At 39.0% G+C, this 12,282-nt stretch carries 12 protein-coding genes; 11 read left to right on the top strand and 1 reads right to left on the bottom strand.

The features are described 5' to 3' along the window. The 5 genes from HUG20_RS11315 to HUG20_RS11295 all read left to right on the top strand — a co-directional run bounded on the left by HUG20_RS11315 (position 1) and on the right by HUG20_RS11295 (position 5,659). A complete protein-coding gene (locus tag HUG20_RS11315; RefSeq protein ID WP_200084795.1) occupies positions 1–447 on the top strand; it encodes a tripartite tricarboxylate transporter TctB family protein in 447 nt (148 codons plus the stop codon). Between the two features lie 29 nt (positions 448–476). Beyond that, positions 477–1,970, top strand: coding sequence for a tripartite tricarboxylate transporter permease (locus tag HUG20_RS11310; RefSeq protein WP_246476694.1), 1,494 nt, complete (start codon positions 477–479; stop codon positions 1,968–1,970). A gap of 54 nt (positions 1,971–2,024) precedes the next feature. Then, positions 2,025–2,993 (top strand): tripartite tricarboxylate transporter substrate binding protein, encoded by a 969-nt coding sequence (locus HUG20_RS11305; RefSeq protein WP_200084793.1) that lies wholly within the window; start codon positions 2,025–2,027, stop codon positions 2,991–2,993. Positions 2,994–3,213: 220 nt separating this feature from the next. Beyond that, positions 3,214–4,203, top strand: a complete 990-nt coding sequence (locus HUG20_RS11300; RefSeq protein ID WP_200084792.1) for an NAD(P)H-quinone oxidoreductase — start codon at positions 3,214–3,216, stop codon at positions 4,201–4,203. A gap of 46 nt (positions 4,204–4,249) precedes the next feature. Then, positions 4,250–5,659 carry an NAD-dependent succinate-semialdehyde dehydrogenase gene (locus HUG20_RS11295; RefSeq protein WP_200084791.1) on the top strand — a complete coding sequence of 470 codons (1,410 nt, stop codon included), beginning with the start codon at positions 4,250–4,252 and terminating at the stop codon, positions 5,657–5,659. 397 nt (positions 5,660–6,056) lie between these two features. On the opposite strand, the gene HUG20_RS11290 is transcribed toward HUG20_RS11295, so the two are convergent. Further along, positions 6,057–6,383, bottom strand: a complete 327-nt coding sequence (locus tag HUG20_RS11290) for a helix-turn-helix domain-containing protein (RefSeq protein ID WP_200084790.1) — start codon at positions 6,381–6,383, stop codon at positions 6,057–6,059. Between the two features lie 867 nt (positions 6,384–7,250). On the opposite strand from HUG20_RS11290, the gene HUG20_RS11285 reads away from it, so the two are divergent. From HUG20_RS11285 to HUG20_RS11265, 6 genes are all read left to right on the top strand, one after another. Next, positions 7,251–7,982 carry an RraA family protein gene (locus HUG20_RS11285; RefSeq protein ID WP_200084789.1) on the top strand — a complete coding sequence of 244 codons (732 nt, stop codon included), beginning with the start codon at positions 7,251–7,253 and terminating at the stop codon, positions 7,980–7,982. A 244-nt stretch (positions 7,983–8,226) separates the two neighbouring features. Beyond that, a complete protein-coding gene (locus HUG20_RS11280) occupies positions 8,227–8,940 on the top strand; it encodes an SDR family NAD(P)-dependent oxidoreductase (protein ID WP_200084788.1) in 714 nt (237 codons plus the stop codon). Between the two features lie 31 nt (positions 8,941–8,971). Continuing rightward, positions 8,972–10,138, top strand: coding sequence for a type 2 periplasmic-binding domain-containing protein (locus HUG20_RS11275; RefSeq protein WP_200084787.1), 1,167 nt, complete (start codon positions 8,972–8,974; stop codon positions 10,136–10,138). 138 nt (positions 10,139–10,276) lie between these two features. After that, on the top strand, positions 10,277–11,071 hold the full coding sequence (locus HUG20_RS19540; RefSeq protein WP_281392401.1) for a tripartite tricarboxylate transporter permease: 795 nt from the start codon (positions 10,277–10,279) through the stop codon (positions 11,069–11,071). Continuing rightward, positions 11,028–11,750 (top strand): tripartite tricarboxylate transporter permease, encoded by a 723-nt coding sequence (locus HUG20_RS19535; RefSeq protein ID WP_281392400.1) that lies wholly within the window; start codon positions 11,028–11,030, stop codon positions 11,748–11,750. The genes HUG20_RS19540 and HUG20_RS19535 overlap by 44 nt, the downstream gene beginning before the upstream one ends. Continuing rightward, entirely contained in the window at positions 11,747–12,232 is a 486-nt protein-coding gene (locus HUG20_RS11265; protein WP_200084786.1) for a tripartite tricarboxylate transporter TctB family protein, read from the top strand. The genes HUG20_RS19535 and HUG20_RS11265 overlap by 4 nt, the downstream gene beginning before the upstream one ends. The last annotated feature ends 50 nt before the right edge of the window (positions 12,233–12,282 follow it).

The following is a 12,282-nucleotide window of genomic DNA, read 5'->3' as shown; positions in this document are numbered from 1 at the left end:
ATGAGTGAAGGAAATATTTATTGGAGAGAAAGATATATCTATATTTTTTTAATAATAATAAGCCTACTTGTTTTATTTATTATTCCTCAACAAATTGAAGAAGGGGCACCTAGAGCTCTCCCGTACTTTAGTATTTCCATTGTTTTGATATGTTCCATTGGTGGCCTGGCAAACTGTTTTAGGAAAAAAGAAGTTGTCATTTCCTTCTCCAAGTCACTCTTGTTAAAACTAGGTAGTGGCATCTTCCTTTATTTCCTCTATGTTTTTTTAATAGAATATATCGGTTACTACATCCTGAGTGTTATTTTTATTGTGCTAGCTTTATATCTATTCAAAACAAGGAATATAAAAACTATGATTTTTAGTGGGGTTATAATTCCTTTGATGCTTTATCTGTTATTAGAGCAACTTCTTGGGTTATTTATGCCTACGGGTATTTTGATGTGAGCATACGGGGGGTGTAAATTGTGTTTGATATGGACGATGTGCTAAGTGGTCTTTCAATAATACTAGAACCAACAACAATATTAATAGCTATTGCGGGAGTTATTCTCGGCTCTGTGCTTGGGGCAATTCCAGGTTTATCAGCGACTATGGCAATAGCCCTGTTAGTACCTTTTACCTTTACATTAAATCCTGTACAGGCGATTGTGCTGTTAACTGCAATGTATAAAGGTGGAATATTCGGAGGAAGTATTGCAGCTATCCTATTGAATACTCCTGGAACTTCGGCAGCTGCTGCAACTGCCATAGATGGACATCAATTGGCAAGGCAAGGAAAAGCACGCAAGGCAATTAAAATGGCTGTTGTTTCCTCTTCCTTGGGAGATTTGTTTGCTGTCATAGTCTTAATTTCTATAGCCGGAGTTATAGCAAATTTCGCTTTAGAATTTGGGCCTCCAGAGTATACGGCTTTAATACTGTTTGCTTTTACTGTGATTTTAGGAATTTCACAAAAATCTATTATAAAAGGGATGTTAGCAACTGTATTAGGGGTGTTTATAGGAACAATAGGTTATGATCCTAGTACTGGTGTGCCTCGTCTATCTTTTGGTTCCATGGAATTATCAGGTGGATTTGAATTGGTGCCTCTTTTAATAGGTCTTTTAGCTGTTTCGCAAGTATTTATACTAATGGAAGAAACGTTTTTAGGAAAAAATACCGGTAACGATATAATGAAACCAGATGATAATTCTAAATTGACGTGGCAAGAATTTAAAGATTCTCGATTGATTTATTTACAAAGTGGAGCGATTGGTACTTTTGTAGGTTCCTTGCCTGGATTAGGGCCAACTGTAGCAGCGTTTTTAGGCCGAAATGCTGGGAAAAGGCTTGCTAAAAATCCTAAAAAATATGGGAAAGGAGCACTGGAAGGTGTAGCTGCTCCTGAAGCCTCTAATAGTGCAGTGGGAAGTTCGAATCTAATTCCATTAATATCTTTGGGCATACCTGGAGATGCTGAAGCGGCATTGATTCTATCAGTGCTTATAATCCATGGAATCACTCCTGGCCCTACAGTATTTGACACCGACGGTCCTATTATATACGGGATATACTTCGGTATTCTTATTTCAATTTGTGTTCTGTTCTTGTTTAACTGGTATGCTTCTAGGTGGGTGGTTAAGGTACGAAATATAAATGTAACCTTGCTTATTCCCGCAATTTTAGTTTTGTGTGTAGCAGGATCATACGGTATGAATCAGAATATGTTCGATGTACAAACAATGTTTATCTTCGCGGTTATTGGTTATTTAATGATTAAATTTCAATTTCCAACAACAGCCTTATTAATTGGTTTCATTTTAGGTCCCATATTTGAATCTTCTCTCAGACAAAGTATGATTCTCTCGAACAATAATCCAATAATCTTCTTTCAAAATCCAATATCGTTGGTTTTTATCATCATCACAATAATGATAGTTATCTTTTATATTATTAGGGAGGTGAAAAGCCCAAAAAATGAAGATTAAACTAGTTGAGGATATTGATTTTTATTTCCACTAAATTGAAGGAGAGGTTTTAAAATGATTAAAAAGATTGGATTACTTTCTTTTGCTCCGTTTTTTGTTATCTTTGCAACAGCATGCGGTGATCAAGAGGTTGATGCGGAAAACTATCCTGAAGAACCAGTAACATTTTATGTGAATTATTCATCTGGTGGTAATACCGATGTAGTCTATCGTCAGTTTGCTGATGTCGCAGAAGAGTATCTAGGTGAGGAGATTATAATTGAAAATGTGGATGGTGGTGGTGGTACAGTTGGGGTATCTGAATTAGCTAATGAGGAACCAGATGGCTATACGATGGGAAATCTGTCAATGGCTCCTTTAACAGTTTCACCTCATAACCAACAAGTACCATATAGTACAGATGATTTTTCTTATGTTGGCGGATGGGGGTTGCAAATGTATGGACTTGTTGCAGCTGCAGATGCGCCTTATGATGATCTTGATGAGTTTGTAGAGTATGCTAAAGAGAATCCAGGTATGAGTTTTAGTGATCCTGCTCCTGGAGGACTTAATGGTTTGGTTGTTGATTTACTAGACAGAGAAGAAAACGGGGAACTTCAAATTGAAAGTGTGCCATATGATGGTGGCGGTGAATCGACTTCTGCAGTATTAGGGGGGCATGTAGATTTTACGTCGAACAATCCATCTGCAGTAGTATCTGGTTTGGACAGTGGAGATCTTAAGTTGATTGCTTCAATGAGTGACGTTAGGTTTGAAGACGAACCCGATGTACCTACAGCTGAAGAACAAGGGTATGATGTGAATGTTACATCATGGTTCGGAATAGGCGGACCAGAGGGCCTTCCAGAGGAAATAATAGAAACTTGGGAGGAAGTTATACAACAAACTTTGGATGATCCAGAATTCCAAGAGGCAGCTGAGTCTTTAGATACGCCGTTAGAGTGGATGCCCGGTGATGAATATGAAGAACTTATTGATGAGAATTATGAATTATACGGTGAGATCATTTCTGATGAAAATTAACTTGTGAGATGAATCAGGTAGTGCACACATGACTTTTAAGCCCACTTAAAGACAGTGGGCTTCAGTCAAAATGTATAGTGTTTTCAAGGCCATTGGACGGTTCCATGCACTCGAAGTAGTTAAGCTAAAATAATAAAATTTCTAGAGTTGGAACCATTGTCGCACATTTTCATTCGAATAACGAGTTTTGGGAAAACATAAGTAATGAGGTGTTATATAAGTGAAAGCAGTATTAATAAAAGATAGCACTCATGATTTATATGTTAGTGATGTTGAAGATCCGAGCTGTTATGAAAACGATCTATTAATAAAAGTAATAGCGACCTCCATTAACCGAGCAGATTTACTCCAGCGAAAAGGTCAACATCCTCCGCCTAAAGGAACTTCGAATATTCTCGGTTTAGAAATGTCTGGGGTGATTGAAAAAAAGGGGGCTGGTGTGACAGATTGGTGCGTGGGTGATCACGTCTATGCTTTATTACCTGGCGGTGGTTACGCAGAGAAAGTTGTCATTCCATCGGATATGGCAATGAGGATACCTGCTGGATTGTCATTTGAGAAAGCTGCTGCCATTCCTGAGGCTTTTTTAACTGCATATTTAAACCTAATCCAACTGGCACAGATTAAAGAAGAAGAGTATGTTCTTATTCACGCTGGCGGTAGTGGTGTGGGAACTGCTGCTATTCAGATGGCTAAAGATATAGGAGCTAAGATAATTGCTACAACAGGATCTTCAATTAAAGGGAATCACTGTTTATCTTTAGGAGCAGACTATGTTATCAACTATAAAGATGGAGATTTCTCAACAAAAGTGTTAGATATTACTAAGGGCAAAGGTGTAAATATAATTATGGATTTCATCGGTGCATCATTCTGGGAATATAATTTACGCTCTATTAGTATGGATGGTAGGTGGATTTTGGTTGGGTCGCTTGGAGGGAGAGACGTTTCAAAAGTCAACTTAGGTTCTTTCTTACAAAAACGAATTAATTTTTTCGGTTCTACCCTACGTTCACGTTCTTTGAGGTATAAAATAGATCTCGTTCATAGATTTGAAAAATTTACAGATGGCAAGTTCAATAATGGGAGTATTGTGCCAGTAATCGATAGTGTATACAATTTAGAAGAAGTTGAAGAAGCTCATAAACGCATGGAACAAAATCTTAATATGGGAAAAATTGTATTAAGAGTAAGCTCTAGTAGAGGGTAATCTTCAGGCAGTTAAATACTTTAACATAATTTGAGGGGTATGATCTATGAAATGTCTTATAAACGGAAAATGGAAAGGGAATGAACTTGAACAAATCGACGTGGTTAACCCCGCGACGGGGGACGTTCTCGATACGATCCCCAAAGGTGGTGAAAAAGAAGCAGAAGCCGCAGCGACGGCCGCATATGAGGCGTTTCCGGCATGGTCCAAGCTTGCCGCCGCGGACAGGAGTGCGAAACTAGAGAAATGGTTTGAATTGATCGGTGAGAATCACGAAGACCTCGCGCAAACGATGACGAAAGAGCAAGGGAAAGCGATTAAGGAAGCGCGCGGCGAAATTTCTTATGCGAATTCATTTATCAAATGGTATGCCGAGGAAGGGAAGCGCAACTACGGGGAATCGATCCCGGCTTCTGCACCGGACAAACGATTGTTTGTCACCCATCAACCTGTGGGGGTCGTGGCATCGATTACACCGTGGAATTTTCCGGCGGCGATGATTACGCGTAAAATCGCGCCGGCACTCGCAGTCGGTTGCACAGCTGTCATTAAACCTGCAACGCAAACCCCGTTAACAGCTCTCAAATTGGCCGAATTGGCGGTGGAAGCAGGCATTCCCAAAGGGGTTGTCAACGTTGTCACCGGTTCATCCAGAGAAATTTCCGAGGCGTGGCAACAGGACAAACGCGTGCGCAAGCTTACCTTCACCGGTTCAACGGAAGTTGGCAAAACGTTAATGAGCGGCGCATCGGAAACGATGAAGAAAATATCGTTGGAACTTGGCGGCCATGCACCATTAATCGTTCTTGAAGATGCGGATATTGACAACGCGGTTGAACAGGCAGTGACCTCGAAATTCCGTAACGGAGGTCAAACTTGTGTCTGTGCGAACCGTATTTACGTGGCGGAATCGATTGAAGAGACGTTCACGAATAAATTTAAGCAAGCCGTTGAAGGTTTAAACGTCGGCGATGGTCTCGGTGATAATACTGACATTGGGCCTTTAATCGACGAAGATGCCGTTGACAAAGTCCTCTCCCATATCGAAGATGCCGAGAAACAAGGGGCAAAAGTTGTTACGGGCGGCAAAAAGAAAGATGGGCTCTTTTTAACGCCAACAGTAATTAGCGGGGTAAACGAAGACATGGCTTGCATGAATGAAGAGACGTTTGGCCCGCTCGCGCCTATCGCTACCTTTAAAACCGAGGAAGAAGCGATTGAACGGGCAAATAACACCATCTACGGATTGGCGGCTTATTTATTTACGAGCAATGTGTCTAAAGCGATCCGCTTGAGCGAACAACTGGAGTACGGCATTATCGGCTTAAATGATGGTGGTCCGTCCGCCGCACAGGCACCATTCGGCGGCTGGAAGCAAAGTGGTATCGGGCGAGAAGGAGGTCATCATGGCATGGATGAGTTCCTGGAAACAAAGTACATTTCTCTTAAAATTTAATATTCGTTATAAACAATAAAAGGTATAGCGAGGCACAAACATGATTCCATACCAAGAATCAAATCTACTATAAAAGAACTTTTAATTCAACTGAAATCTAATATACTCCAACAAAATCCTGCACAACTGATTCTTAGGCACATGTGTGGGATTTTGTTTACAATTAATACAAAGAGGGGGTCTACTAAGTAAGACTGATTATTTTTGATAGTATTGTGATATTGTAAAAGTGGGGATTGCAATTGATTGGCTGGGTGATGTGCGGTGTGAAACCGGGCATCACCCAGCCAATTTTACGTTGAAGTACTCACAATGGCAGTAGTGGATATTGCTTTCGCTCTCGTGTTTGCAACGTTATTACGATGTAAAAGTGGAAACAACTTTTAACAATAGCTTACTATTCAAGGTTATTTTTCTTTGCTCTTTTTACTGTAGATTGCAGAAATTGATTAAGGTACTCCCGTTCTTCTGATGAGAGTTTTTTAGCTGTTTCAATTAATTGAAGAATGTCTGTGGGGAGGTGGTCATCTTCATCTGCAAAAAATTCGGCTAACGGAATATCAATAGCTTTGCAAATATTGACGATTACGTCTATTGGCGGTTGCTTTCCACCAAGTTCTATTTGTGAAAGGTAGGGCTGAGATATTTGGATTTTTTCAGCTAGTTCAGTTAATGTCAACCCAGTATTTTTTCTAATTTCTCGGATCCTTTGACCAATTTCCATGATAAACCCCCATTTTATTACAACCAGTAATGGTGCCCTATGGAAAGCATATGTTTATCAAGGTATAACAGCAATAGAAATAGGTATAGTTTACTAATAGCAATATAAATGTTGACAAAATATTTCTATTTGTTATAATTGAAACAAGTTTAAAGCTGAAATTATAAATAAGCTGGTTCAATTATTATTAAAATTTTGTAAAGGATAGTACACAACACCTGAAGGAAATATATAAAAGGGTCTTTAATCTACATCACACATGTGGGGAATCAGGATCCTGATATATGTATAAAGAATTCTGCGACTGATGTTAGGGGTAATACAGATATCTCTTGGATATGACTCTCGGGATCAGAGAATCTTCTATAATGCTTAGTATCACATTGGGTAAAAATATTATGATCCAATCTGATGAAAGGAGAACATATCTTTAATATGTCCCTAATTATCAATAGAACTGTTACCCGCTAGACGATTGAAAATATCTAAGTAGCGCTTTTTCTATTATCCTCTATATCCGTACGCTTATGCGTACAACAATTTCTGTTATTGTAATGTACTATTATATTGAGTTGTAAATGGAAGGGGATTTTTGAAGTCTGATGGAAATAAGCCTTGTACTAGTAGTCTTTTCTGCTATAACGTTCTTCATTACATTGGAATTTCCTTTGGAACCTGCATTATACCTAAGGGCAATTTTAATTCTTGTTTTTATCCTAAGCTTCATTCCTATTATACGGTCCAAAAAATGGATGCTAAATGACATGAAGTAGATGGTTGTAATTTGTTAAATCACTTTGTTTATGTCCCTTGTTATTAATGATAACTAAGGGTAAACATAAAAAAACAATTGAGGGAGGAATTAAAATGATCGAACCTAAAGACGCGGGTTGGGAACAAATCTATCCTGAGGTGGGACTTAAAATCAATATGGATTTTGAAAGGCCTTCACAGGAGACAGTAGAAAGGTTTCGAGATTTTTTTGTGCCTGATATCTCAGATTGGGTTGGACCACTTTATTCAATGGATACTTCCATTAAACAGGGGTACAAACCAATGAAAAAAGTAGTAGGAACAGCTTTTACAGTTAAAATTCCACCTGGTGATAACCTCATGGTTAAAAAAGCGTTAACTTTAGCTGAGCCAGGTGATGTGATAGTTGTTGACGCAAGAGGACAATCCTCGTATTGCTGTGGAGGCGGGGGAATGCTACTAATCGCTAAAAGACGAGGTATTTCTGGTTTAGTCGTTGATGGCCCTTATCGCGATATGAGCCAAATTCAGTCCTTTGATTTTCCAGTATTCAGCAAAGGCGTTCAACCAGCTACGGGACCAAAACGAGGACCTGGTGAAATAGGTGTACCAGTGAACTGTGGGGGTGTCATTGTTCATCCAGGTGATATTATAGTGGGTGATGAGGATGGTCTTTGCTGTGTTCCTCAACAATATGCCGATCGAATTATTGCCAAATGTGAGAATATACCAATCAAGGAAAACGAAGAAGATTGGCCTGATGTTGTAGAGAAAAACAAAGAAAAAGACGCTTATTATGATCGTGTATTAGAAAATCGTGGTGTGGAGATTATTAGGAAGAAATAGGAGAAAATATTGTGCGCGACATTAAACATCATGATAATTGAATTTACTCGCTCATTCGGGATGAGGGTTTACCTTTATGAAAATAGGTAATGATCCACAAAAAATTATTAGATAATTACTAATATATTTATCTCTATCCCGTTTGAGGTTGTATTAGCAATGATTATGCAATATGAACTACATCTTAAGAACCGAGAATGGAATAAGGAACGACCATTTCAATCAATTCGTCGGAGGTATATTTATGAGAAAAGCAGTTATTATAACAGGTACATCAAGTGGGTTGGGAAAAGAAATATTTGACTTATTAACTGACCTATCTCCCATGTTAATCATTAGTTTATCAAGGCGATTTTTGGATTCACAATTAGATCTAGCTAAGTCAAACAAACATATTGGATTAATCAAACAGGATTTCGATCAACCTGAGCAATTGCTACAAACGAAGGAAATTTCTCAAAAACTATCTGCTTTTAACGTTGAAGAGATTATCTTTATAAATAATGCAGGAATAGTGGAACCTATTGGTAGTATAGAAGAGTTTGAACCAGATAAAATTCGGAAATCTATTGATGTTAACTTTACTTCGCCATTGTACATTACGCAAATGTTATACAAAGAAAGTTTAAAGTTAAAGACAAAATTCAGTATACTCAACATTTCATCGAAAGCAGCGACCCAGACCTATGATGGATGGGCTCTCTATTGTGCCACTAAAGCAGGAGCTAAAATGTTCTACGACGTTATTGATGAACAGCACAAGGATAATCGAAACGTAGAGGTAACGACTATCGATCCAGGTGTGATGGATACCCAATTGCAAGAAAATATACGCCAAGCTGAGAATGTATACTTTCCAAACAGAGGTCACTTTGTAAATTTAAAAGAAGAGCATCGTTTGCCAGCACCAGAGCAGGTTGCCCGAGATATTTTGAGTAAACATGTTCTTGATAAATGAAATTGCCGTAAAGCATAAAAGATGAAAGTGAGTGAACTTAATTGAAGGGGCTGAAATCATGAGGAGTAAGAAATGCTGTATTCTATTAACGAGTATTTTAATGGTTTTTGCTACAGGATGTGGTTCAGAAGGATCGGAGGGTTCAACAGATGATTCAGCGGAGTCTATAGACGAAGAAGCTTCCGAATTTTACGAGAATGGAGATGTCATTGAGCTCGTTATACCCTTCTCAACTGGAGGAGGATCTGATACTGCTAATCGGTATATGGCTCCATTTATAGAAGAATACACGGAAGGATCTCCTTCCATTCAACCTGTTAATATTCCGGGAGGCTCATCTATGACCGGAAGTAATGATTTTGCCATGCGCGAACCTGATGGTTACAGCCTGCTAGGGGCTAATCCTGCTGTTGTAATACAAGATTTGATCGGGAGACCAGAGGCTGAGTACGATGTAACTGATATGGATGTGATTATGAGTGTGCCGGGAGTCAGTGTGGTAGCAATTAGCACCGCAACCGGTTATGAAGAACCTGAAGACTTGCTAGCGTTCGGGGATGAAGATATCCCATATGGGCTTGCCGATCCAATTGCAGACCTCCGTCATATCCTCGCGTTTGAATTGTTAGATATAGCTGACAAGATGGATTTCGTTTCTGGTTATGATGGTGGTGGTGCTACCTTGATGGCTTTGGAACAGGGTGAACTGGGTCTTACTCTACAAGGGAATAACACTTATTTTAATGATATGATGCCCATGGTAGAGGAAGGGACTATTATCCCTCTTTTTCAAACAGGAATATTGAATGAAGAGGGTGACTTTGAAAGGGATCCTGAGGTAGATCTTCCAACCATACAAGAGTTTTATGAGGAATTACATGGTGAGGAACCTTCTGGTGAATTATGGGAATCCTATAAGCTTTTTCAAGGCTCGTTAGGCCAAATGTCTCGAAGGGTTTACATTCCAAACGATGCTCCTGAAGAGGCTACTAGAGCTTTGAAGGATGCGGCAGAGGATGTTGCTGAAGATCCAGAATTTTTAGAAGGAGCGGAGGATGCTTTGGGCACTACAAATGTTTTGGTGGGGGAAGAACTTGAGGCAGCTTATGAAAGAGAACAAGACTATATAGATCCTGAAACTATAGATTTTGTAAAGAATTTGTTAACTGAAGAATACGATGTGGAAGGATTAGACTAAAAACTTTTTGCGATAAAGTCCAGGAGCGGATGCGCCCTTTTGTGGAAGAATGGGCGCTTCTCGATACCATACGAACCGCATAGGCAATCAGCGCTGAAAGATAACATCTAATTTTATTTTAGTAAGAGGGGAATTAGAATGATTGAGGCAGCTATGCAAGCTTTAGCTACTGTATTAGATCCTATCAATTTATTATTCATGCTTCTAGGTGTGTTGATAGGTATACTCATTGGAATTCTACCAGGACTGGGCGGGACTGTTGGAATAGCGCTTGTACTTCCTTTCGTATTTGGGATGGATCCCAACTCTGCCATAGCGCTTATGATCGGTGTACTCGCAGTCACTCAAACGTCAGATACATTCCCCTCGGTTTTGTTTGGAATACCCGGAACAGCTGGATCCCAAGCCACGATTGTGGATGGTTATCCATTGGCTCAACAAGGACACGCCAGAAGAGCTTTATCAGCTGCTTTTATTTCATCGATGTTTGGAGGTATTATTGGAGGCATCGTCTTATTTCTAGTTATTCCAATTATTAGACCGGTGATTTTGAGTTTCGGTTCCCCAGAACTTTTCATGCTAACATTATTAGGGATCTGTATTATGGGTATGTTATTAGGAAAAAAACCTACACAAGGCATCTTAATAGGGCTTGTAGGACTATTATTAGGTACTATTGGAGCAGCACCAGCTGCGCCTGAATATCGTTTTACATTTGATTGGTTATATTTGTACGATGGAATACCCTTGGTTGTTCTCGTGTTGAGTTTTTTCGCCATACCGGAACTCATTCAACTTGTATCCTCGGAAAAGAAAATATCAAGTACAGGAAAACTTGAAGGAAGCAACTATCAGGGTCTCGTGGATGTATTCAGAAACAAGTGGCTAGTTGTTAGGAACATTAATGGGAGCTATACCTGGAGTCGGATCTAGCATTATAGACTGGATTGCTTATTTTTTTGCTAAAAAAACAGTTAAAAATAATGAAAAATTCGGAACGGGAGATATACGTGGCGTAATCGCCCCTGAAAGTGCCAACAATGCGAAGGATGGTGGAATATTAATTCCAACATTACTATTTTCGATTCCTGGAAGTGGTACCGCAGCCGTTCTTATGGCAGGGCTTATTCTTATGGGCGTACAGACTGGGCCGAGCATGGTTGATGAAAATATGCCAATAACTCTTTCCATCATATGGACACTAGTTATTGCGAACATTTTCGCCACGGGTTTGTGCTTTTTTATAGCAAAGCCAGTAAGTTTGTTAACTACGATTAACCCTAATAAATTTGTCCCCTTTCTACTCGTAATCATAAGTGTCGGTGCATACCAAGCTTCTCGAGATTGGGGAGATCTTTTGTTGCTTTTAACATTGGGTTTCCTTGCCTGGATTTTGAGAGAATTGGATTGGCCTAGAATACCCTTGATTATTGGAGTCGTTTTGGCAATTCCATCTGAACAATATTTATTCATTTCAATAGGTCGTTATGGATTTGATTGGTTGACACGTCCGGGTGTTATCATCATTGGGGTTATTATATTTTTAGTATTTTTGTACGGTCCTTTGGTCAACTTTATTAAATCTTATAAAAGTAAGAGGGCTAAAAAATGATAAAGCTCAAATTATCGATTGTTTTCTGCATTATCCTATTTTTAATATTTGCTAGTGTAACTTGGATATCCCTGGATTTTTCACCCACAGCTATGTATTTTCCATTAGTTGTTGGCGTTGCCGGTACTTTATTTTCAGCAATTAATATTTTGTCACAAGTGCGAACATTATTTCACTACAAAAGGCAAGGGGCAACACCGAACGATCAAGAAAACGGGAATGAATATGAGATTCCTATGACTCACAAATTCAAGGTGGCCGCTATTAACTTTCTTTGGGTGGCCAGTTTCTTTCTGTTAATTTTTATTTTAGGTTTTAAAATCGCTGCTGCAGGTTTCATTACTGCTTTTTTGAAAAAAAGAACTGATTTCAATTGGTTAGCCATTATTGTAAGTGTCGTTCTGATTGTTGGGCTATTAATTATTTTCGAAAATGTTATGGCGCTAGAATTTCCGAAAGGAATATTACATGTGCCCTTATAAAATTAACCATATCTAAGAGAGTGGATACTTCTAGATATTGCTATATGAGG

Origin of the sequence: Salicibibacter cibi (assembly GCF_016495865.1) — a bacterium.
Lineage (GTDB): Bacteria > Bacillota > Bacilli > Bacillales > Marinococcaceae > Salicibibacter > Salicibibacter cibi.
This window is presented reverse-complemented; position numbering and strand designations above follow the sequence as displayed.

Bases quoted from the DNA above. Each gene is read 5' to 3' on its own strand.
- HUG20_RS11310 (WP_246476694.1), top strand. From the start codon at position 477: ATGGACGATGTGCTAAGTGGTCTTTCAATAATACTAGAACCAACAACA.
- HUG20_RS11280 (WP_200084788.1), top strand. From the start codon at position 8,227: ATGAGAAAAGCAGTTATTATAACAGGTACATCAAGTGGGTTGGGAAAA.
- HUG20_RS11295 (WP_200084791.1), top strand. From the start codon at position 4,250: ATGAAATGTCTTATAAACGGAAAATGGAAAGGGAATGAACTTGAACAA.
- HUG20_RS11285 (WP_200084789.1), top strand. From the start codon at position 7,251: ATGATCGAACCTAAAGACGCGGGTTGGGAACAAATCTATCCTGAGGTG.
- HUG20_RS11290 (WP_200084790.1), bottom strand. From the start codon at position 6,383: ATGGAAATTGGTCAAAGGATCCGAGAAATTAGAAAAAATACTGGGTTG.
- HUG20_RS19540 (WP_281392401.1), top strand. From the start codon at position 10,277: ATGATTGAGGCAGCTATGCAAGCTTTAGCTACTGTATTAGATCCTATC.
- HUG20_RS11265 (WP_200084786.1), top strand. From the start codon at position 11,747: ATGATAAAGCTCAAATTATCGATTGTTTTCTGCATTATCCTATTTTTA.
- HUG20_RS11305 (WP_200084793.1), top strand. From the start codon at position 2,025: ATGATTAAAAAGATTGGATTACTTTCTTTTGCTCCGTTTTTTGTTATC.
- HUG20_RS11315 (WP_200084795.1), top strand. From the start codon at position 1: ATGAGTGAAGGAAATATTTATTGGAGAGAAAGATATATCTATATTTTT.